Source organism: Caballeronia sp. RCC_10 (genome assembly GCF_041360715.1).
Lineage (GTDB): Bacteria > Pseudomonadota > Gammaproteobacteria > Burkholderiales > Burkholderiaceae > Caballeronia > Caballeronia grimmiae.
The window spans coordinates 1-21,271 of record NZ_JBFUPT010000041.1; the positions used below are offsets into that span (position 1 = coordinate 1).

General features: G+C 60.6%; 19 protein-coding genes and 1 pseudogene. 9 read left to right on the forward strand and 11 right to left on the reverse strand.

Going from position 1 to position 21,271, the window contains the following annotated elements:
• Window positions 1–712: 712 nt before the first annotated feature.
• The 3 genes from flgM to AB6804_RS29045 form a co-directional block, all read right to left on the reverse strand.
• Window positions 713–1,003 (reverse strand): flagellar biosynthesis anti-sigma factor FlgM, encoded by a 291-nt coding sequence (gene flgM, locus AB6804_RS29035; protein WP_370889392.1) that lies wholly within the window; start codon window positions 1,001–1,003, stop codon window positions 713–715.
• Window positions 1,004–1,168: 165 nt separating this feature from the next.
• Window positions 1,169–1,615, reverse strand: a complete 447-nt coding sequence (locus tag AB6804_RS29040; RefSeq protein ID WP_370889393.1) for a response regulator — start codon at window positions 1,613–1,615, stop codon at window positions 1,169–1,171.
• A 591-nt stretch (window positions 1,616–2,206) separates the two neighbouring features.
• Complete coding sequence (locus tag AB6804_RS29045) at window positions 2,207–4,051, reverse strand: methyl-accepting chemotaxis protein (protein ID WP_370889394.1); 1,845 nt, start codon at window positions 4,049–4,051, stop codon at window positions 2,207–2,209.
• A gap of 99 nt (window positions 4,052–4,150) precedes the next feature.
• On the opposite strand from AB6804_RS29045, the gene AB6804_RS29050 reads away from it, so the two are divergent.
• The 4 genes from AB6804_RS29050 (at window position 4,151) to mmsB (ending at window position 9,153) form a co-directional block, all read left to right on the forward strand.
• A complete protein-coding gene (locus AB6804_RS29050; protein WP_370889395.1) occupies window positions 4,151–4,543 on the forward strand; it encodes a hypothetical protein in 393 nt (130 codons plus the stop codon).
• Window positions 4,544–5,284: 741 nt separating this feature from the next.
• Entirely contained in the window at window positions 5,285–6,346 is a 1,062-nt protein-coding gene (gene chvE / locus AB6804_RS29055; RefSeq protein WP_035960359.1) for a multiple monosaccharide ABC transporter substrate-binding protein, read from the forward strand.
• Between the two features lie 112 nt (window positions 6,347–6,458).
• Window positions 6,459–7,970, forward strand: coding sequence for a multiple monosaccharide ABC transporter ATP-binding protein (gene mmsA, locus AB6804_RS29060; RefSeq protein ID WP_370889405.1), 1,512 nt, complete (start codon window positions 6,459–6,461; stop codon window positions 7,968–7,970).
• Between the two features lie 28 nt (window positions 7,971–7,998).
• The gene (mmsB, locus tag AB6804_RS29065) at window positions 7,999–9,153 is read left to right on the forward strand and encodes a multiple monosaccharide ABC transporter permease (RefSeq protein WP_370889396.1); all 1,155 of its coding nucleotides are present in this window, start codon (window positions 7,999–8,001) and stop codon (window positions 9,151–9,153) included.
• Between the two features lie 349 nt (window positions 9,154–9,502).
• On the opposite strand, the gene AB6804_RS29070 is transcribed toward mmsB, so the two are convergent.
• The gene (locus tag AB6804_RS29070) at window positions 9,503–9,646 is read right to left on the reverse strand and encodes a hypothetical protein (RefSeq protein WP_370889397.1); all 144 of its coding nucleotides are present in this window, start codon (window positions 9,644–9,646) and stop codon (window positions 9,503–9,505) included.
• 534 nt (window positions 9,647–10,180) lie between these two features.
• On the opposite strand from AB6804_RS29070, the gene AB6804_RS29075 reads away from it, so the two are divergent.
• Window positions 10,181–10,915: a Crp/Fnr family transcriptional regulator gene (locus tag AB6804_RS29075; protein WP_370889398.1), complete on the forward strand. Its 735-nt coding sequence runs from the start codon at window positions 10,181–10,183 to the stop codon at window positions 10,913–10,915.
• A gap of 268 nt (window positions 10,916–11,183) precedes the next feature.
• Window positions 11,184–12,986, forward strand: a pseudogene (locus AB6804_RS29080) (methyl-accepting chemotaxis protein).
• 98 nt (window positions 12,987–13,084) lie between these two features.
• Here AB6804_RS29080 and AB6804_RS29085 read toward each other — a convergent pair.
• From AB6804_RS29085 to AB6804_RS29095, 3 genes are read right to left on the reverse strand one after another with little or no spacing between them, the layout of a single operon-like run.
• Window positions 13,085–13,333 carry a pentapeptide MXKDX repeat protein gene (locus AB6804_RS29085; protein WP_035960354.1) on the reverse strand — a complete coding sequence of 83 codons (249 nt, stop codon included), beginning with the start codon at window positions 13,331–13,333 and terminating at the stop codon, window positions 13,085–13,087.
• A 60-nt stretch (window positions 13,334–13,393) separates the two neighbouring features.
• Entirely contained in the window at window positions 13,394–14,170 is a 777-nt protein-coding gene (locus tag AB6804_RS29090) for a molybdopterin-dependent oxidoreductase (protein WP_370889399.1), read from the reverse strand.
• On the reverse strand, window positions 14,167–14,814 hold the full coding sequence (locus AB6804_RS29095) for a cytochrome b/b6 domain-containing protein (protein WP_370889400.1): 648 nt from the start codon (window positions 14,812–14,814) through the stop codon (window positions 14,167–14,169). Before AB6804_RS29095 ends, AB6804_RS29090 begins: the two co-directional genes overlap by 4 nt.
• Before the next feature lie 307 nt (window positions 14,815–15,121).
• Between AB6804_RS29095 and AB6804_RS29100 the strand changes: the two genes are divergently transcribed.
• Both AB6804_RS29100 and AB6804_RS29105 read left to right on the forward strand, forming a co-directional pair.
• Window positions 15,122–15,667, forward strand: coding sequence for a sigma-70 family RNA polymerase sigma factor (locus tag AB6804_RS29100; protein WP_370889406.1), 546 nt, complete (start codon window positions 15,122–15,124; stop codon window positions 15,665–15,667).
• Window positions 15,664–16,305: a DUF1109 domain-containing protein gene (locus tag AB6804_RS29105; RefSeq protein ID WP_370889401.1), complete on the forward strand. Its 642-nt coding sequence runs from the start codon at window positions 15,664–15,666 to the stop codon at window positions 16,303–16,305. Before AB6804_RS29100 ends, AB6804_RS29105 begins: the two co-directional genes overlap by 4 nt.
• On the opposite strand, the gene AB6804_RS29110 is transcribed toward AB6804_RS29105, so the two are convergent.
• From AB6804_RS29110 to AB6804_RS29120, 3 genes are all read right to left on the reverse strand, one after another.
• Window positions 16,306–16,932, reverse strand: coding sequence for a TetR/AcrR family transcriptional regulator (locus AB6804_RS29110; RefSeq protein ID WP_370889402.1), 627 nt, complete (start codon window positions 16,930–16,932; stop codon window positions 16,306–16,308).
• 13 nt (window positions 16,933–16,945) lie between these two features.
• Window positions 16,946–17,650: a glutathione S-transferase family protein gene (locus AB6804_RS29115; protein ID WP_370889403.1), complete on the reverse strand. Its 705-nt coding sequence runs from the start codon at window positions 17,648–17,650 to the stop codon at window positions 16,946–16,948.
• A gap of 366 nt (window positions 17,651–18,016) precedes the next feature.
• A complete protein-coding gene (locus AB6804_RS29120; protein WP_370889407.1) occupies window positions 18,017–19,381 on the reverse strand; it encodes an MFS transporter in 1,365 nt (454 codons plus the stop codon).
• Between the two features lie 554 nt (window positions 19,382–19,935).
• Here AB6804_RS29120 and AB6804_RS29125 point away from each other — a divergent pair.
• Window positions 19,936–20,199 carry a DUF4148 domain-containing protein gene (locus AB6804_RS29125; RefSeq protein WP_152562520.1) on the forward strand — a complete coding sequence of 88 codons (264 nt, stop codon included), beginning with the start codon at window positions 19,936–19,938 and terminating at the stop codon, window positions 20,197–20,199.
• Between the two features lie 493 nt (window positions 20,200–20,692).
• Here the strand turns inward: AB6804_RS29125 and AB6804_RS29130 are convergent, their stop codons facing one another.
• Entirely contained in the window at window positions 20,693–21,076 is a 384-nt protein-coding gene (locus AB6804_RS29130; protein WP_370889404.1) for a hypothetical protein, read from the reverse strand.
• Window positions 21,077–21,271 lie beyond the last annotated feature (195 nt).

Below are 21,271 nucleotides of genomic sequence, written 5' to 3' on the forward strand. Positions count from 1 at the left end.
TGACGTTCATGCACCCGCGCCCTGCCCGTTCACGCCTCATGCTGCAACGCTGCGTGAGCGTGAAACCCGAGAACAGACACGACATCTGTATTTAGCCCGAGGTGCGACATTTCTATCTGGCCATGACATGCGCTGTAGCGGCTATATCCTAATGTCGTGTTCTGGCTATTTACAGATGTCGGGTTTTAGCCGGTGGCAAGCTGGCGGCTGACCGTTCAGCGGGAGCGCCGCGATGTCACCGAACCCGACAGTGAGTCTGACCATGCGCGAATGGGATCGACTGAAGGTGATCGAAGCGGTCGTCGAGACGGGTTCGAAGCCCGAACGCTCTTACCCCTAGCGAACTGTCGATTCTGAATTCCAAAACCGATAATGAGGTAGCCAACGCTCTTGGTTCAAGCTAGCAAACCCCGGATCGCGCCGGGAAGACCTGCGGGCCTATCTTAGATCGCTGAGCGGAGAACATGGAGGTTGAGCAGCGATCAACTACTGGCGAGCGTGGCAAACGTCCACGGGCGATTTCTCAATCTGCCCGCGCGGCCGCGTCTCGCTTACGTTCACCCTCCATCGTTTCCATCGACAAGAGACTGTCGAGCCGCTAAGCCCGATACCCGATCAGAACGAGCCGATGTATCTGCTTTGGCTCAGCGCGAGCTTCGCTTGTAACTCTCACTTGCGCCCGACTCCTTCACGCAGGCGGGACGGCCTTCGGTCATTGCAGTAGTTCGCGCGCCCAGCCGAGCATCCCGTCGGCCACGCGGCCCGAATCGATGCTGTAGGTACCACCACGCAGGGCGGCTTTAATGGAAGCAACCTTATCGATATCGATATCGGTCGCGCTCGACGCGCGCAACGTGGAAGTCGACAAAAGCCTAACCGTCGAGCTGTCCGCGGCAATCGCGTCGGCATGCTGCGGAGTCATGGCGTAGCCCCTTTCGTTCGTTGCACGCTGGACATTGATTGGTCCCGGCATGGCGGTGTTGTTCTTTGACTGGATCTTCATGGTTTCGCTCCTCGCTTGCATGAGTCCCTTAACGGTGCGAGCGTTGAAATCTTTACCATGTGACGGGGCGTGCGGCACCCCGGCCACTACGGCAAGTGCGCGCAACCCTTAATCCGCGGGGCTCTCACGCATTTGCAACAATTGAAACAAAGTGTGAACGTCGAGTTACGTCGTCGCGTTGAAGATAGCGCCGAACACAGAAGTGCCACGATCTGTCGGGACGGAACTGATTGGAAGTGGAAGCACTTGGGCAAGCTTGTCGGCCAATGCCGCCTCCGAGAACGGCTTCACGATGTAGCCGTTAGCACCGGCGCGAATCGCTGCTAGTACGTTTTCGCGCTTCTTTTCAGCCGTGACCATAAGTACCGGGAGGTGCGCCAGATCCTCGGTTTTGCGAATTTCGTGCAGCAAGGAAAGCCCGTCCATATTGGGCATGTTCCAATCAGTGATCACCAGGTCGAAATGCTGCGCTTTGAGCTTATCGAGCGCAGCTACCCCATCCTCTGCTTCTTCGATGATCGGATAGCCGATCGCCCTGAGCATTTTCCGAATCAAACTGCGCATGGTGGCCATATCATCGACTACCAGCAAGCGCCTATCAGCATGAACCATCGGTGAAACCCTTCCCTTTTTCCTTGTGTTTGAATACCGCGAACCCGCAAGCCCTGCCGCACGCGATCACACCATGTGCAGCCAAGCGGAGTTATGGTGCGACGACCCAACGCAGTCACTGCTCGTCGTAACAACGCCTCTTAGCGATTGCACGATCGCGTCAAGCCGCTGTCCGGTGCAGCGGAAGACTTCGCGGCCGGTGATCGCTTGCTGTCGTTGCACGTCGTCATGCGGCTGGTGTTGAGGTGATTGACCAGACGTTGCTGCCAGGGTGCCGTGGAAGGCACCGACCGGCCAGCGCGTCGCACGGACGAGCGGTCCCTACTCTGTTCCCTGGGCGCCGTCCGATCGGAGGAACCCATCCAGCTCGACGCAAGCCTTGATGACCGACTCGATTGCCTGCTGTGAGATGCGGCTCTCTATGCCAGCCAGCCGACGCCGAAGCTCATGCAGTTGCTTGACCATGTCACCCACCTCGCAACGGACCAGGCGTTCGCCTTCAGCGTCATCGTTACCAGGCAGAGCTTCGGCAGTGGGCGCCCCCAGTGTAAGCGGCTGCTTTCTCGGCGGCATGACAAACACGCTCCAGGCTTAAAATGTCGACCAATCGCCGTCGGGTCCCGCATGAACGGGCTGCGAGGCTGCAATCGCTGGCTTTGCCGATCTCGTCATCGTCGGCGACTTCTTGGGGCTCGACGGGCGCGCAATCTGCGGCGTGTAGTTGTTCGTCGCTGCGACGGAAAGCGTTTGGGCAGTCCGGAACACGGCGACGGCTGCGGACAGTTGCTTCGCCTGGTCTTCCATCGAGCCGGCTGCGGCCGCCGCTTCCTCAACGAGCGCCGCGTTCTGCTGCGTCACCTCGTCCATCTGCGAAATGGCCTGGTTCACTTGCTCGATGCCGCGGCTCTGTTCATTCGAAGCGGAGGCAATCTCGCCCATGATGTCCGTGACACGCTGGATGGCTGTGCCGACGCGCTGCATGGTCTCCCCTGCCCGCGCGACGAGTTCTGTACCCGCTTGCACTCGGTCGCCGGAGGTTTCAATCAAGCCTTTGATCTCTTTTGCAGCGGCCGATGATCGCTGTGCAAGGCTGCGGACTTCACTGGCGACTACCGCGAAGCCACGGCCTTGCTCGCCCGCGCGCGCGGCTTCGACCGCCGCGTTGAGCGCCAAAATGTTCGTCTGGAAGGCGATGCCTTCGATCATGCCGATGATCTCGGCAATCTTCCCGGAGCTTTGCTCGATGCCAGCCATCGTCTCGACAACCTGTCCGACGATCGCGGCTCCTTCGTTGGCTACGGCATTCGCATTGTCGGCAAGACCACTTGCCTGCTTCGCGTTCTCAGAATTGTGCTTCACCGTCGACGTGAGCTCTTCCATGCTCGAAGCCGTTTCCTGAAGCGACGCAGCTTGCTGTTCGGTGCGAGACGACAGGTCGGTGTTGCCGGCCGCGATTTGCTTGCTCGCGCTTCCGATTGCTTCGCTACTGATGCGCACGGTGCCGACTGTGTCCGCCAGCTTGCTCTTCATCGTGGCAATGCCGGCGAGCAACTGCCCCATCTCGTCGTGCGTCTTGATCGCAACGTGGCGCGTCAGATCGCCCGATGAAATGTGTTCGAAGTGTGTGAGTGCTTCGGCCAGCGGCGTCATGATCGCGCGGCGGAGGAAGAACCAGCCAGAGACGGCGGCTGCAATGCCCAAAACAAGAGCGAGAATGCCCCACGTCCGCAGGGTCGCGACGCGGCTATCGTTCTCGGCGTCCTGACGGGCAGCGTCCGTCAATTGAAACTCCTTGAGCTTCTTGAAGGCGTCGCTCGCACGATTGTAGGCGGCCGGCAGGTCCTTCATCGCCAGACGGGCGATATCGGCCTGCTCCCGCTTCTCGATGGCCAAGCCGAATGCTTCGACCTGCTTGCGCATATCTGCGCGCGCAGCAACTACCTCCTTTGCGAGGACGTCTTCGTCGGGGCTGCGCGGGATGACGTCGTACTTCTTGTACCAGTCGTCGGAATCGGCAAGGAACTTGTCAGCGCGCGCGCGCAGTGTACTGGCGTCAGGCGAATCGGGAGCGAGCGCGTAGCGGTCCAGCGAAAGGCGTGCACGTCCAAGATAAACGTCAGAAAGGCCCAGCGCATTGACCGACGGCAAGGTGTTGAGGCTTACATCCTTCGCCGAGGCGTTTATCGCGTTCATTCCGAGCAGGCCCAAGCCTACGCACAGGCAGAGTAAAACGCCTAAGAACGTCATGGTGAGGGCAATGCGCGCCCGGATAGTTATAGTCATCATCGTTTTTTGCTCGGTACGAACGGAAGCGATGCCACACATCGCGCTGTCCCCTTCTCTTGTGGCGAAGGGGCAAGTGTTTATCGGCTGGAGTGGCGACATCTGAATACTTTCAACCGCGAAAACCGACGCAAGCTGATCGTAGCCCGACACGGAAAAAGTGTTCTGGCTGTAAGGAGGCAAATCGCCCGCATCAAGGCGCTCTTCTCGCCTCTGGAGTGACAGCGGCCGAGTCAGGGCAACTGATGGTCCATGATCTCGATGTCGCCAACGACCGACCGACTGTCTTTGTCGATAAGCACGGGCCTCGCATCGCGCGACGAAGTGCCCATTGACGCTTCGGCGGTCGACGTTCCACGCGACTACCACGACGCGCGCCGAAGCAACCAGTGGATGACGCAATGGCTGTTCATCGCAACCGCAGCAAAAAAACCGATGCAGACGGACACGATGTTGAAATTCGCGCGTGCTGCTCTTAGACGGACCGGCTTCGATGCGACCGACGAGAGCCCGCGCTTGCTCAGGAACACTTACAGTCGTCGGCGCATCGTCGCAGGCAAGACCAACGAGGAGATGAACGACCTCATGGGCTTGTCTAGCCATCGCACCGCTACCCGCCTGCGTCAAACTGTTGAGGGGGCGTGATATCCGACGCGCATGCCTAGCGGACCCTTGGAGCGGCACACGGCCAGCAAGGGACGTTCATGCCGTACGTCAGCGCGTCTTTCATGCGGCGGCTACAAAGGTTGGGACCGGACATTCGTTGGTGGGACGCCAAGCCGCCGGCTCACCCCTTCCCCGGCGCGGATACCTATTGCATCCGGCCAAACGCAATCCCACCGTCTAGCCCGCAATTGGCTAGCCGATTTCAGCGCAGCGGTGAAAAAGACCCAATGGGCGATACCAAAAATGATATCGATGCGAGGTTTTTTTATATTGGACGCATGCTAACGCTGCACGTAAGCTTGCTTCCAACCCACCTGAGGGCCAAAAATCAAAACGAACGAGACCGGAGCGGGAGACACGAATTGCATCAATCGGCGCAGGGTCAGCGGCGTCAAAAGGGCTATCCCAACAAACCCCGACCGGCGTGAAGTGCCGCCCAATATGTGAACAGTGACCGGGCGCAAGCCGACAGGGTCTTCCGGGCCGCGGCGAATGCGTCTTCTTGATGTCGCCCGGGTCTTCCCTGCACGATGAGTTTGCACCGAATACGGGTGCGCGCGAACTAGGGCTTGAGGAGGCCGGGTTCGCTTCATCATCGAGACCCCGGATAGACGGGCCCGACACCGGCAAGTCAGAATTAAAACCGCGGTGCTTCAACAATACGATCGCCTGGGCCGCGGCCAGAGCGGCACTCATTCAAACACCGAAGGAGACATACCGATGAAACGTCTGTTCTTGAAAACCCTGATTGCGGTCATGGCGTTGCCAATGATCGGTCTCGCCCATGCCGACAGCAAGGGGCTCGTTGCTGTGTCCATGCCGACCAAGTCGTCCGCGCGCTGGATTGCCGATGGCAATAACATGGTCAAGTACCTGCAGGCGAACGGTTACACCACCGATCTCCAGTATGGCGACGATGACATCCCCAATCAGCTCGCGCAAATCGAGAACATGGTCACCAAGAAGCCGAAAGTGCTGGTGATCGCTGCAATCGATGGGACCACGCTGACCGATGTGCTCAAAAAGGCGCACGATGCCGGCATCAAGGTCATTGCATACGATCGCCTGATCAAGGGCACCCCCGATGTCGACTACTACGCGACGTTCGATAACTACAAGGTCGGCGTGCTGCAGGCGCAGTCCATTGTTGACAAGCTAGGTCTGAAACAGGGTAAAGGCCCGTTCAACATCGAACTCTTCGGTGGTTCGCCCGACGACAACAACGCCTTCTTCTTCTATAACGGCGCGATGAGCGTGCTGGATCCGTACATCAAGAGCGGCAAGCTGGTGGTGCGCAGCAAGCAGTTTGGAATGAACAAGGTCGGTACGCTGCGCTGGGATGGCGCCGTCGCACAGGCCCGTATGGATAATCTGCTGTCGGCCTACTACGGCAATGCCAAGCTCGACGCCGTGCTGAGCCCGTATGACGGCTTGAGCATTGGCATTCTTTCGTCGGTAAAGGGTGTGGGTTATTGCACGGCTCAGCAGCCGTGCCCGATCGTCAGCGGGCAGGACGCCGAGATTCCTTCGGTCAAGTCCATTCTGCACAACGAGCAGTACTCGACCGTGTTCAAGGACACGCGCCAGCTCGCCAAGGTGACGGTTGCGATGATCGACGCAATGGCACAAGGCAAGCAGCCAGAAGTGAATGACACCAAAACCTACAACAACGGCGTGAAGGTGGTCCCGTCGTATCTGCTCAACCCGGTACTGGTGGATGGCTCCAACTGGAAGCCGATCCTGGTTGACAGCGGCTACTACACGGAAGCGCAGGTCAAGTAAGGCACATCGAGATCGAGTCTGTCGCCGGAGACGTCATGCGTGCTCCGGCGAGCGGACCCTGCACAACATCAAAAAATCAGGAGACGGCGTGGCGGACGAGATCATCCTGTCCATGCGAAGCATCACGAAGACGTTTCCGGGTGTCAAAGCACTCGATAACGTCAATCTGACGGTCAAGGCTGGAGAAATCCATGCGGTCGTCGGTGAGAATGGCGCAGGCAAGTCCACTCTCATGAAGGTGCTGAGCGGTGTGTATCCGCACGGGTCCTACGAAGGGGAAATCTACTTCGAAGGAATGGAGCAACGCTTCGCGGACATCCGCGAAAGCGAAGAGCGCGGCATCATCATCATTCATCAGGAATTGGCACTCGTGCCGATGCTCTCGATCACCGAGAACATTTTTCTTGGCAATGAACTGGCGCAACGCGGCGTAATCGACTGGCATGCGGCGCACAAGCGCACGCGAGAGTTGCTGCGGCGCGTCGGTCTGAATGAATCGCCCGATGCGACTGTCGGAAAGCTCGGCGTCGGCAAGCAGCAGCTGGTGGAAATTGCCAAGGCGCTATCAAAGCGCGTGAAGCTGCTGATCCTCGACGAACCCACTGCGAGTCTGAACGAGACCGATAGCGCCGCGCTGCTAAAACTGCTGCTGGAACTCCAGGCACAGGGTATTTCCTGCATCCTCATTTCGCACAAGCTCAACGAGATTACACAGGTTGCAGACCAGATTACCGTCATCCGCGACGGAAGCACGATCGAGACGCTGGATTGCGCCGCAAACGAGATCAGCGAGGATCGCATTATTCGCGGCATGGTCGGCCGTGACATGGCACACCGTTATCCGCAGCGCGAGCCGCAGATCGGCGACGTGATCTTCGAAGTACGCGACTGGCACGTGTTCCACGAACAGTATTCCGAGCGCGAGGTCATCAAGGGCATTGACCTCAACGTACGCAAGGGCGAAGTGGTCGGCATCGCGGGGCTCATGGGATCGGGTCGCACCGAACTTGCCATGAGTATCTTCGGGCGCTCATATGGCAGACGGATCAGCGGGCAGGTGCTGATCGACGGCCAGACAGTGGATGTATCGACCATAGGCAAGGCCATCAAGCATGGCATTGCCTATGTGACAGAGGATCGCAAGGGGTACGGCCTGATCCTCGAGCAGGAAATCCGCAAGAACGTGTCGCTCGCAAACCTCGCCGAAGTGTCCAGTCACGGTGTGATCGACGAACACGCCGAGGCAAGGGTTGCGCAGCGGTATCGTGAATCGTTGCGCATCCGCAGTTCCGGCATTCAGCAACCGGTGGTCAATCTTTCGGGCGGCAATCAGCAGAAGGTCGTGCTGAGCAAGTGGCTGTTTACGAAGCCGCGTCTCCTGATTCTCGATGAACCCACGCGAGGCATCGATGTCGGGGCCAAATACGAGATCTACACGATCATCGACGAGCTGGCGCGCAAAGGCGAAGGCATTCTGATGATTTCCTCCGAAATGCCGGAGCTGCTCGGCATGTGCGATCGCATCTATGTGATGAACGAGGGTCGGCTCGTGGTCGAGCTCGATCGAAACGAAGCGAGCCAGGAGCGCATCATGCGCGCAATCGTGAACGCCGGTCATGCGTGATCTATCTACATCGAATCAAGGCCATTTCATGAAACTCGGCTTTCTCAAGAACAATCTGCGCGACTACGGCCTGCTGCTGTCTCTGGTCGTCATCATGGGGTTCTTCCAGTACCAGACTGACGGCGTGCTGATGCAGCCGTTGAACATCACCAATCTGGTTTTGCAGAACAGCTACATCGTCGTGATGGCGCTGGGCATGCTGCTCGTGATCGTGGCCGGCTATATCGATCTGTCTGTCGGATCGGTCAGCGGCTTTATCGGCGGGCTGGCTGCGGTTCTGATCGTGCAGTACTCATGGCCCGTGGTACCGACGATCATCGCGACGCTTCTGGTGGGGGCGTTGATTGGTGCTGCGCAAGGCTGGTTCGTTGCTTACGCGCGCATTCCGTCGTTTATCGTGACGCTGGCAGGGATGCTGATTTTCAAGGGGCTCGCATTGGCGTTGTTGCAAGGCCAATCGGTCGGGCCATTCCCACTGTCATTTCAGCGCATCAGTACTGGCTTTCTGCCCGATCCGTTCGGCGGCACGGACTTCCGGGTGCTGTCCCTGATCGTGGGCATCATCCTGGCGCTGGGGCTGGTCGCGGCGGAGGTGCGCAAACGCCGCAAGGCACAGGCACATGACATGGACGTCGAACCGGTCGCGTTCTTCGCCATGAAAAACGTGTTGTTCGCGGGGGCCGTCACGTACTTGTGCTGGCTACTCTCCACGTACAAGGGCTTGCCCGACGTGTTGATCCTGATGGCCGTACTGATCCTGATTTACCAGTTCGTGACCAATCGCACGACGATCGGCCGCCGAATCTATGCGCTGGGCGGCAACGAGAAGGCGACGCGTCTGTCGGGCGTGAATACCGCGCGGCTGTCTTTCCTGACCTTCGTGAACATGGGGGTATTGGCGGCGGTGGCAGGCCTGATTTTCGCGGCACGCTTGAACACGGCAACGCCGAAGGCTGGCCTCGGCTTCGAGCTCGATGTGATCGCAGCTTGTTTCATCGGCGGAGCATCGGCCTCCGGGGGCGTGGGCAAGGTGGTGGGCGCGGTGATCGGCGCTTTCATCATGGGTGTGATGAACAACGGTATGTCGATCATGGGCATTGGCATCGATTACCAGCAAGTGATCAAGGGGATGGTCTTGTTGGCGGCGGTGTTTCTTGATGTCTACAACCGTAACCGCGCCTGACGGGGTACGACGACACGTCCTTTACCACTCCGGGCGTATCTGAACCTGCACGATCTTCGTGCCGCGAAGCGCCGGACGGCAGGTTCGTCAGTGCATGCTGCGCACGAGGAAGCGATCTCGCGGATCGCTTTCTCACCCACACGACTGCCCGGCAGCTTGCCGTCAATGAGTCCGCGGACGGCGCCGCACGCTGAGTAGCGGTCATGCCGCCCGCCTCCGCGTACAAGCGACGTGTGGACCGCTTAGCGGTCTATGCGCGTTTGTATATATACGAAGCCGCTGACTCATCGCCTACCAATGAATTTGTGTGGCGAGTGTCAGCGTCACGGTTCAACGTCAGTAACGCGACCTACTGCGCGACCTGCCACCTCAATATCGGATGCGTCGCATTCGGCAGCATGACCCATGTGCCACCCGCGTTGAAATCCCACGTGGGGCCGAAGCTCGCCGTCTTGCTCATCTGGACGGTCGTCAAGCCGTTGGCGGTCGGCACAGGCGTGCTCGAGCCGACGCCAGCGACGATCGAACACGCGCAAGATTTCCGCCGACGTGCAAGTTTCTCTAGCCTCGTGTGATTTTGCGCATCATAAATCGCTTGGCCGGCTGACTGCCGCTTTCACGCGTCGTTCCGAACGCCTCGTTTTGATTCCTGCCTGCAACGTTTTTCAACCTGGCCGCGCTGGCCAGGGAAAGCTTCCGAGTTCGGAAGAAGTGATCGATCAGACGGACAGCGCAAACGTTAAACATTTTGCGCATGGCATGGGAAAAGTTTACTCGGCCATAGAATCCGTCCGTTGAGGGTTTCATAAATGAATCAAACCCGACGATTTGCAATTTTATTCGTCCGCTCGTATGAACTTTGGCACGACTCTCGCTTATGTATGACCAAGCACACAACAAATAACCAGCACTGTCTGCAAGCGGACAGCGCCAGGGTGCGGGGGCCGGGTCGACACTTCAGCGCAATCGCGGATGAAGTGCGAGCCGGAGAAGCAAAAAGCAAAAACGCATAGACCAACGAGAGAGTATGTTGACCCTTCAGTCGGACCTTCACGGAAATCACCTATTAGGCGCGCTTCCTACGCATGAATGGCAGGCCATCGCGTGCGATCTGGAGCTTGTTCAATTACGAGCGGGACAGCTGCTTTGTGATTCCGGCAAGCGCATTCATCACGTCTACTTCCCCACTACGGCTGTCATCACCCTGCTCCACACCATGGAAGATGGTGGTTGCGTCGAGGTTGCCGCAGTAGGCCGCGAGGGAATGACGGGCGTACCGATACTGACGGGCGGCGATACGATGCCGACGCGCGTTCAGGTCCAGGGCGCGGGGTCCGCGTATCGCATGAGCGCAAGCGCCCTGCGCAATCACTTCAGCCGTTCGGACCTCCTGCGCCGCATCACGCTGCTGTATATGCAGGCGCTGTTGACGCAGATCGCCCAGACCGCTGCCTGCAATCGTCACCATACGCTCAGCAAGCAACTCTGCCGCTGGCTGCTGATCCAGTCTGACCGCACCGGGTCGAACGAAATGCGAGTGACGCAGCAAATCATCGCTGACATGCTGGGCGTGCGCCGTGAAGGCGTCACCGAGGCAGCCGGGAAGCTGCACGACGCGGGACTCATCCATAACAGCCGCGGCTGCATCAAGGTGCTCGACCGCGGCGCACTGGAGGCGAGCTCGTGCGAATGCTACGGCATCGTCAAGCGTGAATTCGACCGGATGCTGCCGCGAGCGCGTCAGGCCGAGGAGTACGCGTAACCGGGGCGACTGCCTGACGCCCAGTGGGGAATCGGCAGAAGCGATCCCCAGCGACTGGGCGTCATCTTCGAGAGAACGAGAAGCACGACTTGCGGGGCGCCGGCGACCGGATGCCCCCGCAACCACGCTGGCGAGCGTTCCGGCCAGAACTACGCGGCGTCGAGCCGGTGCAACCAGTTGCAACCGAGTACGCAAAACGCCATCAAGAGCGCGCCGTGTTTGTCGTTAACTGAGCCATTGCGGATCTTCCACGGCTCATACGGCTCACATGTTCTCTTCTATTCGCAGTCGCGTCCTTGCCGCTTCCGTCGCCATCGTCGTTGCCGGACTTGCGGTCAATACGGGCGTCAACTACGGCGTCGCTCATCGCTACAACAGTGAATCCATCGAAAACAGCCTCGCGGCGGTTCTTACCGGCCACGAGGCGGGTATCGAGGAATGGGTCACATCGAAAACTCAGATGATCGTCTCAGTGGAAGACGCCGCGCTGAGTGCTGACCCGGTGCCCTTTCTCAAACAGGTCGCGTCCGCAGGCGGTTTCACGAACGTTTATGTCGGCTACGCGGACAAAACGGCGAAGTTTTCTGATTCCAACGGCATTCCTCCCGACTACGACCCGACCGGACGGCCGTGGTACAAGCAGGCGGTCGAGGCCGGAAAGCCGGTGGTTACGCCGCCCTACGTCGACGTCACCACCGGCAAACTCGTGGTCGCCTTCGCTGCGCCGATCGTTCGCGACGGCGCAGTGAAGGGCGTCGTATCGGGCGACGTGGCGATGGACAGCGTCGTTGCGAACGTGAAATCGATCCACCCGACACCCGCCAGCTTCGGCATGCTCGTCGACCGCAGCGGCAATATCGTTGCCGCGTCCGATGCAAAGCTGACGCTCAAACCCGCGACGGACGTCGCCGCCGAACTGACGAAGGACGCCATCAACTCGGCTTCCGAGCAACAGCCGGCTGCCATCGAGGCCACCGTCGGCGGTGCGACGAAGCTGATACGTACTCGCGCAGTGCCGGGAACAGATTGGCTGACGCTCGTTGCGCTCGACAAGTCGGAAGCGACAGCGGGAATGCGATCGCTACTGGTTGCATCGATCGCCTCACTTGCGGTGCTGGCCGCAATCGCCGCCGCCGTTATTGGCGCCGTCACGGGCGTGGCCTTCCGAGGTCTTGCCAAGGTGCGCGACGCAATGGAGGGCATCGGCTCGGGCAGCGGAGACTTGACGCAGCGCCTGCCTGCGAATGGCAACGATGAGGTCGCGCAGATCGCCCGCTCGTTCAACGCGTTCGTCGGCAAGATCAACAGCGTGATGGTGCAGATCCGCGACACGAGTGAATCCGTGCGTCATGCCGCCAATGAGATCGCGTCCGGCAACCATGATCTGTCGCGTCGCACCGAATCCGCGGCAGCAAGCCTGGAGGAGACGGCTGCATCGATGGAAGAGATCACGTCCACGGTATCGCAATCGGCCAGCGCAGCCCGGCAGGCCGATCAGACCGCGACCACCGCAGCGAGCGCAGCATCGCGGGGCGGCTCGGTCGTTTCGGACGTCGTCTCGACGATGCAGCAGATCGAAGGCGCATCCGGGAAGATCAGCGACATCATTGGCGTTATCGAAGGGATCGCCTTCCAGACGAATATCCTTGCGCTGAACGCGGCTGTCGAAGCAGCACGCGCGGGCGAAGAAGGCCGCGGCTTCGCTGTCGTGGCAGGCGAAGTGCGAACGCTCGCTCAACGGAGCGCGCAGGCAGCGAAGGAGATCAAGGAACTGATCGATTCGAGCGTGACCAGCGTATCGACCGGTGCGTCACTGGTTTAGCAAGCAGGCGAGACGATGACCGAAATCGTCGGCCGTGTATCGAGCGTCACCACGATCATCAGCGAGATAACCAACGCGGCAGACGAACAGACGCGCGGGATCCAGGAGATCAACCGTGCGGTCGCGCAGCTCGATGAAATGGTGCAGCAGAACGCGGCGCTGGTCGAACAGTCGGCGGCCGCCGCTTCGGCGTTGCAAACGCAGGCTAACGAACTCGCGAGCGCCGTTGGTCAGTTTCGCGTAGCGTAAAGCGCGACCGAAGTACTGGTTTCAGTGTGCAATGTCGCGGCTCTACCCCGATAGCACGAGTGAAAGGGCCGGCCGCACGCGCCCGGCCCTTCGCCTCATTACTGGGACATCGCACCCGAAGCCGCGTGGTCCATGCCCGTCGAATCGTGCTTCTTCATCTTGCCGCTCTTCTTCATGGTGTCATGCGACATCGAGTCCTTGCTCATCGAGTCATGAGACATGGCGCCCTTGCTCATTGCGTCATGAGACATCGCATCGTTGGACATCGCGCCGCTCGCTTGCGCGAACGCAGCGGATGTCGCGAGCGTCATGGTGATTGCAAACAATGCTGTCATCAGTCGTTTCATGGCACATCTCCTTCTGGTTGAAAAGCAGGAACGCAGGAAAGCAGAAAACCGGTCCAGCAATCAAGAGCCGCCGAACCAGTTGTAACCTTGGTCGACCCAATACCCGCCCGGGTATGTGTTCGTGACGAATATCTCGACGATATGCTTCGGGTTCTTGTAGCCGAGCTTGGTCGGCATGCGCAGCTTCATCGGATAGCCGTATTTCGCGGGCAAGCGCTCGCCGTCGTACTCGAACGTGAGCAGCGTCTGCGGATGCAGAGCGGTCGGCATGTCGATACTCTCGTAGTAATCGTCGGCGCAGCGAAAGCCGACATACTTCGCTGTCGTATCCGCGCCTACACGGCGCAAAAACTCCACGAACGGCGTGCCGCCCCAACGCCCGATCGCGCTCCAGCCTTCGACGCAAATGTGCCGCGTGATCTGCTCGGCATGCGGCAGCGCGTAAAGCTGCGGCAGGGTCCATACGCGCTGTCCGGTCACGAGTCCGCTAACCTTCAGGCGGTAATCGCCGCCGTCGACGCGCGGCACTTCATCCACGCCGTAATACGCATTGAAAGGGAACGGGCGCGTGAGTTCTGCTTCGGTGTAAGTCGGCGCGAGGCGCGTCGGGTCGAACAGCAACGCCTGCGCACGATCGTTCAAGCGCGAGACCGCATTCAGAAGCGTGTTGACCGAGTCTCCATCGGTGATCGAGCAGCCCGTCAACAGCGAGAGTCCGCCCAGCGTCAGCAAGCGCTTGCCGAAAAGGCGCCTCGAAGGCATGTCGAGTTCGCGGCGCGCGTCTGCGAGTAGCGAAGCGCGATCAAGGTTCATGATCCGCGTTTCTTTGGCTTTCATTTCTCCTCCCCCTTCGATCCACCGTGCAGCATCGTAAGAAGCGAACGCGGCACCAGCGCGACCATTGCGATATGCACGACGACGAACGCCGCCATCACCGCCATCGCGAGAAAATGCACGACGCGCGCGCGGTCATAGCCGCCCATCAACTCGCGCAGCAACGGAAACTGCACTGATTTCCAGATGGCGAGTCCCGAAAGCACGAGCACGATCAGATCGGCCACGACGACGAGATACGCCAGCTTCTGCACCGCGTTGTACTGGCGCAGGTCAGCGTGAGACAGCTTTCCTTTGAACGCGGCGACGAGATCGCGCAGCACGGCGCGAGGCGAAAGCGGAAAAAACTTCGAGAAAAAGCGCCCGCTCACCACGTTCAACACGAGATAGACGATGCCGTTGAAGACGAGCAGCCACATCGCCGCAAAATGCCATTGCAGCGCGCCGCCGAGCCAGCCTCCGAGCGTGACCGACGTCGGAATGACGAAGCCCGGAAACACAGGCGAGGCATCATAGATGCGCCAGCCCGAGAACATCATGATCAGCGCGGCAAACGCGTTGATCCAGTGCGTGACGCGCAACCAGACCGGATGAATCGGCGATGCAGGTTGCGGCGCTTCGCCTGCGGGTGTGAGTGTCGTTGCCATGTCGTTCACCGTGTCGATGCGTCGGATACGAGTGAATTCGTCGACGACCATTGATTGGTTACAGCGGAGCGCACGACCACGAATAAATTAAATCGCGTGTAACCATTCTCAGCGCGCGAACGAAATAGAAAGCGACACGTAGGGGAGATGCGTCATGCGAATCCGCACGGCATTCGTTGCCGGGCATCACGGCTTCGGCTACTCTGGAACGATCGATCCAGAATGCGGCATGCCGGGACTGCGCCCGCGCGTGGCCGGCATTGATCGAGCGTCGCCGTCCGGCCGTCTCGCCAATACAGGAACCATCTTGCAAGAAGCGGAAAACCGCCTGAGGGCGCTCTTCGTCGCGGGACTCGACGGCGACCAGCATGCGTATCGCGGTTTTCTCGAGGCGCTCGCGCGACACCTGCGTGGCTATCTGCGCAGGCGCATTCCGCAGCATCGCGACGACGTCGAGGATCTCGTTCAGGAGATTCTGCTCGCCGTGCATAATGCGCGGCACACGTACCGCATGGACGAGCCGTTGACCGCGTGGCTTCACGCGATCGCCCGCTACAAACTGATGGACTTCTTTCGCTCGCGCGCACGCCGCGATTCACTGAACGATCCGCTCGACGATCATGCAGAGTTTCTCGCCGTCACCGACGACGAGCCCGCGCAAGCGCGGCATGACATCGGCAAACTCCTCGAAGACCTGCCCGACAAGCAGCGCCTGCCCATCATGCATATGAAACTGCAAGGCTTGTCGGTGACCGAAACCGCGCGCATCACCGGGCTATCTGAATCGGCGGTCAAAGTAGGCGTGCATCGCGGTCTCAAGGCGCTGGCCGCGCGTATCCGGGGGCTCAAATGAAAACCGACGACCTCATCGGTCTGCTCTCGAATCAGGTGACGCGCGTCGATCGCGGCGCCGTCGCGCGCCGTTTCATGAAGGCGCTGCTGCTCGGCGCGCTCGGCTCCGTCGTCCTGATGAGCATCGTGTTCGGCGTGCGGCCGGATCTCTCGATCGTCGCCCGTACGCCGGTCTTTTGGGCGAAACTCGCTTATCCGCTCGTGATTGCGATCGGCGCGTTGACCGTCGTTACGCGCCTTGGCCATCCGGGCGTGCGCGGCGGTCAGGCGTGGCTGCTTGTCGGCTTGCCGTTCGTTGCGGTATGGCTCGCCGGCGCGGTCGTTCTCGAACTTGCCGCGCCCGCCGAACGTCTGCCGACTCTGCTCGGGCATACATGGCGCACGTGTCCGTTCAATATCGTGCTGCTTTCGGCGCCGACCTTTCCCGCCGTCTTCTGGGCAATGAAAAGCCTCGCGCCGACGCAGCCGCGTCGCACGGGCGCCGTCGCGGGACTGCTTGCGAGCGCCATCGCGACAGTCGCGTATTGCCTGCACTGTCCGGAGATGAGCCCTGCGTTCTGGAGCGTGTGGTACGCCATCGGCATGATCCTGCCTGCGGGCATCGGCGCGTGGCTTGGTCCGAAGCTGCTGCGGTGGTGATCAACTCTTGCGGCGCGCGCGGGTCGCATGCGTCGCTTCCGGCGTGACGTCGAGCATCGCGAGCACGGGCCGCAACGCGCCTTCGAGCAACTCGCGTTTCGGGTTGACGCGTGCCAGCACGCGCAAGCCGATAAGTGATGCGAGCAGCGACTTGGCGATGTCGGCGGCGTCGATGTCGAGAGAAATGGCGCCGTCCTCCTGCCCCGCCGTCACGCAGCGCGCAAAGAAGCCTTCGATGTCTTTCAACATGCGATTCAGCGCGCGCTGAAACTGCTTGTCGTGCGGCGCAAGCTCCATCGCCGAGTTCACGATCAGACAGCCCTTGCGATGCGGGTCATTCACAGAGAGCCGAATGATCTCGTCGAAGAACATGACGATGGCATCGCGCGGCGCCGCCTGATGTTCCAGCCGCTGCACGCGCTCGCGAAAGCCGCGTTCGACATAACGCTCTAGCGCGCGCTCATAGAGCGCACGCTTGTCGCCGAACGCGTTGTAAAGGCTCGCCGACGTGAGGCCCATCGCGGCAGCGAGCTCGCGCACGGACGTCGCCTCGTAGCCGCGCGACCAGAACTGGACGGTGGCCGCCTCCAGCACGGCATCTTCGTCGAACTCACGCGGACGTGCCATGCGCCCTCCCCCTTTACGCAGACTTCGGATAGTTCGACGGGAACAGCGCGCGCTTCGTCTCGTCGTCGTTCACGGTCTTGAACGCATGCTTCTTGTTCACGGCGCGCGCACGTTCAACGGCAGGCCGCGCGTCGATTCCGGCAAACCAGCGCTGCAACTCCGGATACGATGCGAGCGGACTATCGCTGTTCTTGAACACGCGCGGTGCGCGATCGACCCAGCCCCACGCGGACATGTCCGCGATCGTAAAGCTGTCGCCGACGATGAACTCGCGGCCCTTCAGCCTGTCGTTGAGCACCTCGTAATGGCGCTCGGCCTCGCGCCGATAGCGGTTCACCGCGTAGTCGAGTCCTTCGGGGGCTGCGTACTGGAAGTGCACTGCCTGTCCGGAGAATGGCCCGAGACCGCTTGCGATGAACATCAGCCACGAGAGCAGTTGCGGGCGGTCTTCCGGCGCGCCGAGAAACTGGCCGGTCTTCTCCCCGAGATACAGCAGGATGGCGGTGGAATCGAACACGACCGCCGGTTGTCCGCCCGGCCCTTCCGTATCGACGATAGCCGGCACCTTGCCGTTCGGATTAATGGCGCGGAACGCGGGCGAATGCTGCTCACCCTTGCTGGTATCGACGGGCTTCAGATCGTAAGGCAGTCCCGATTCCTCGAGAAAGAGCGCGATCTTCGCGGGATTGGGCGTCGGGTGAAAGTAGAACTCGATCATGCGGGTCGTCTCCGTGTCGTGATTGCTGCCGGGTCATTTTAGATCGGTCGATCCAGAATGGGCAATGAGTGATGGCGGTACGTCCTTTGAGATGAACCGAGAGACAGCAACTGTCCGGGGTGAAAAAGTCTCGGGCTTCCGGCAACCGGATATGCGACTGATGCACTGTGCATCGCGGGGCTGGTTGCGCTTTGCCTCAGCGACTCGGGTCCGTTTGCAGTCGATGCAATTCCGAACTCTTTCTACAGGCGCAGTGTGTCGGCTTGCGCGCGCAGATAGGTGTCGCTGCAGCCGAACACCGCGCAACTGGAGGCCTTGATCAACGTCGATGTGACACCCGATCCGTTCTAATCGAACCGACCCGGCTCACTCCCGCGCCATCCCCACCGACGTCTCACCGCCATCGCGAGTGACGAGCCGCAATCCGCTCGCGATGCTCGCCGCCCCCGCGAATCCGGCGCCGAGTGACAGCGCCAGTCCCGGCCCGTGCTTGCCCGCAATTCCGAAGCACAACGCCACGAGCGCCGCGCCCAGCGCCTGACCAATCAGCCGCGCGGTCGCGACAACGCCGCTCGCGCCGCCGCTGCGTTCGCGTGGCGCGCTCGCCATGAAAGCCTTCAGGTTCGGGGATTGAAAGAAGCCGAAACCCGCTCCGCAAACCGCCATGCGAATGCAGATGTCGAGCGCATGCGGATCGGCTGGCAGCGCCGCGAGCGACACCATTCCCGCGCACAGAATCGCCAGCCCGATCCCCCCGAGCAGACCGGGCGGATAACGATCCGACAAGCGGCCGGCGATCGGCGCCATCAACGCGACGAGCACCGACCACGGCGTCATCAGAAAGCCCGTTTCAACCTGCGTCCGGCCGAGCACGCCCTCGAAATAAAACGGCAGCGATACGAACGCGAGACCTTGCGCGGCGAACGAGCAGACGGCGGTCATCGTCGATAGCGCGAACATGGGGCGTCGAAAGAGATCGACGGGCAGCATCGGCGCGGGATGTCCGCGCTCACGACGCAGCATCAATGCGCCCGCGACGAGCGCCACGCCGAGCGATGCCAGCACGATTCGCGACGGCGCGCGCTGCGCCGCTTCGCCCAACGCGAAGATCAGCGCCGCGAACGTGACGACGTTCAGCGCCGCGGCGATGCGGTCGAAGCCATGCGCGCTACGCTTCGTCTGCGGAAGCGCGGACCAGGCGATCGCGAGTGCCAGCACACCGACCGGCAGGTTCACGGCAAAGAGCCAGGGCCACGTGCCGAGCGACAGCACGATCGACGCGACTGTCGGCCCGACGGCGAACGCAATGCCGACGATCAGCGCGTTTAGTCCGACACCGCGTCCCAGCCGATGCAGCGGAAAGATCGCGCTGATGATCGCCGTGTTGACGCTCATGATCGCACTGGCGCCAAGCCCCTGAAGCAGGCGCGCGGCGACGAGCGTCGGCAGCGACCAGGAAAACGTGCATACCGCGGATGCGATCGTGAATACGATCAATCCACCGAGATAAACGCGCCGATGCCCGACGATTCCGCCCAGCGCGGCGAATGGCAGCAGCGTGGCGACCATGGCGAGCTGATACGCGTTGATGATCCAGACCGACGCGGCGGGCGTCGCGTGAAGATCGGCGGCGATGGCCGGCAACGCGGTATTGGCGATGGCGGTATCGAGCGTCGCCATCGCGACGGCGAGCAGAAGCGCGGCCATGCCGCGGCGCTCGAGCGAGGTCATGGGCGCGTCGGGGTCGCGGGGCGTCGGGGAAGCGGTATCGGCGGACACGTCGTGATTCCGTAAGTAAGCGGACAGAGAACAATCCGACACGATACGGGAACGCGACGCATCGCGCTCGTCGTGGTCGATGGGGCTTACGGGAAGCTATCGGCCGCGGTTATGTTGTTGCGAGGCGATCGAGTCAGATACGTATGGCGATTTGCATTCGAGCACGCGCCGGACTTCGCGGACGCACACTTCAACGCTGCGCGCATCTGTGAAGAACCCAGTAATGCGGAGGTGAGTTCGTGATCGCGCCCGGAATATGCTTTGCTGTATGCGACTGGAACAACGAAGAGGAGCTGAGAATGGCCGACCAACAAACCCAACGTAAAAGCTCAGACATCGGGCATCGACCGAGTGGTCAAGAAAGACAACGGCGACGCGGATTCCGAGGTGACGTGCGTCTGGGCGGCGTCGACTGAGTGCGAGTAACCATCGTGAACGGAACCCTGAAAACGCTGACGCGCCTCCTCCCTCTGGGATGCTTGCTCACGGGATGCGTCATCGGCCAGATGCCGCCGCCGGGAGCCGGAGTCCTTCCGCCGGGAAGGCATCTGACCGACGTCGAGTGCCGCGACCTGGCCGCACTGAAGACAAACACGAACCCCACGATGGCTCAACACCAGGTGGAATTGGGCGCCCTAAGAAAGGCAGGATACGACCCATCGCCCTTCTGGGACGATCCGTACTACCCGGACGATCTACAGTACGCACAGCGCCTCGTCGACTACTGGTTCCGGACGGAATGCCCGCCACCGCCACCGCCCCCTCAATGACGCAAACGCAGCGACGGACGCATTGCAACTGCCGGTCGCGATTAGCAAGGCCTGTGTCACGCCGGCCACGCCAGAAGGGTTCGCGTTCCTTCTACAAAACCGGTGCGATCGCAATTGGACATGGATAGCAGCGCCCGTTAGGGAGCGGACGTACATCAGCGCGCCAAGCCCTCTCGAAAGCTGGGTTGGCTTACGCCGTCAAGGATGCGGTCCACGGCCGTCAGCGCACCGATCTATGCACTACGTTACAGGCGGTCACCGCACGACGTTGCTTGGAGCCGTCCCTGCGTTTGAGCGGCACCACTACTCTCTGGACGTCCGTTCTACCGGCGGTCCCCAGTGAGTTGGCAAAGACGCGCTTAAATCCCCGGCTCGCTATCCCGAACTTGAATGTTCGATCATTGAGCTAGACGATGAGTGCCTGAACGAGGCACCGTCGTGCTCTAAGCCGCCCAAGTGCAACTTACTGAGACTCACTGAAACGCACTGAAACTCACTGCAACGGTGGCACGGTGCCAAGCTTCTCGGCGAGCATCCGTTCGTAGACACCGAAGTGAAGGTCCACTTCCTCTTGCGTGACCGCCTCTACGAAAATGTTGACCTGCTCCGGCAGGAGGCCCATCACGGTCGCGATCGCCGCTTGGAGCTGCGGCGCGCACACCCGGTCATCGGCCATTGTGGTGCCGATCGTGATGTCGTAAGCCTTCTCCTGCCGAAACACGATTTCGACGATGCGCGCCCGCGCGCTCATATTGTGATCGACCGCCAGACGCGTGACCTCGGCTACCCGGTGCATGATTTCGCCAGGGAAGCCCTTCGTTGAGCGCAATTTGATGCGATGCTTTCCGAGAGTGATCCAATCGGTATCGAATTCCACGACGTATCTCCTACGACCTAGCTGGCCGGACTGTATGGTCGAAAAATCGATTTTCAAGTGCAATTGAACCGTTGACTCATGCGAGATACACCCCTTGAAAATTCCAGAAAATTTTTTAGGCTCTTTTGAAAACGGAGTGGGTAACGGCCTTCAGCGGGCATGCGAGTTGAAGGCGGAGAAGTCCAGTTTGCCTGC

Bases quoted from the DNA above. Each gene is read 5' to 3' on its own strand.
- flgM (WP_370889392.1), bottom strand. From the start codon at position 1,003: ATGAAGATCCAGTCAAAGAACAACACCGCCATGCCGGGACCAATCAAT.
- AB6804_RS29040 (WP_370889393.1), bottom strand. From the start codon at position 1,615: ATGGTTCATGCTGATAGGCGCTTGCTGGTAGTCGATGATATGGCCACC.
- AB6804_RS29050 (WP_370889395.1), top strand. From the start codon at position 4,151: ATGATCTCGATGTCGCCAACGACCGACCGACTGTCTTTGTCGATAAGC.
- chvE (WP_035960359.1), top strand. From the start codon at position 5,285: ATGAAACGTCTGTTCTTGAAAACCCTGATTGCGGTCATGGCGTTGCCA.
- mmsA (WP_370889405.1), top strand. From the start codon at position 6,459: ATGCGAAGCATCACGAAGACGTTTCCGGGTGTCAAAGCACTCGATAAC.
- mmsB (WP_370889396.1), top strand. From the start codon at position 7,999: ATGAAACTCGGCTTTCTCAAGAACAATCTGCGCGACTACGGCCTGCTG.
- AB6804_RS29075 (WP_370889398.1), top strand. From the start codon at position 10,181: ATGTTGACCCTTCAGTCGGACCTTCACGGAAATCACCTATTAGGCGCG.
- AB6804_RS29085 (WP_035960354.1), bottom strand. From the start codon at position 13,333: ATGAAACGACTGATGACAGCATTGTTTGCAATCACCATGACGCTCGCG.
- AB6804_RS29090 (WP_370889399.1), bottom strand. From the start codon at position 14,170: ATGAAAGCCAAAGAAACGCGGATCATGAACCTTGATCGCGCTTCGCTA.
- AB6804_RS29095 (WP_370889400.1), bottom strand. From the start codon at position 14,814: ATGGCAACGACACTCACACCCGCAGGCGAAGCGCCGCAACCTGCATCG.
- AB6804_RS29105 (WP_370889401.1), top strand. From the start codon at position 15,664: ATGAAAACCGACGACCTCATCGGTCTGCTCTCGAATCAGGTGACGCGC.
- AB6804_RS29110 (WP_370889402.1), bottom strand. From the start codon at position 16,932: ATGGCACGTCCGCGTGAGTTCGACGAAGATGCCGTGCTGGAGGCGGCC.
- AB6804_RS29115 (WP_370889403.1), bottom strand. From the start codon at position 17,650: ATGATCGAGTTCTACTTTCACCCGACGCCCAATCCCGCGAAGATCGCG.
- AB6804_RS29120 (WP_370889407.1), bottom strand. From the start codon at position 19,381: ATGACCTCGCTCGAGCGCCGCGGCATGGCCGCGCTTCTGCTCGCCGTC.
- AB6804_RS29125 (WP_152562520.1), top strand. From the start codon at position 19,936: ATGCCGCCGCCGGGAGCCGGAGTCCTTCCGCCGGGAAGGCATCTGACC.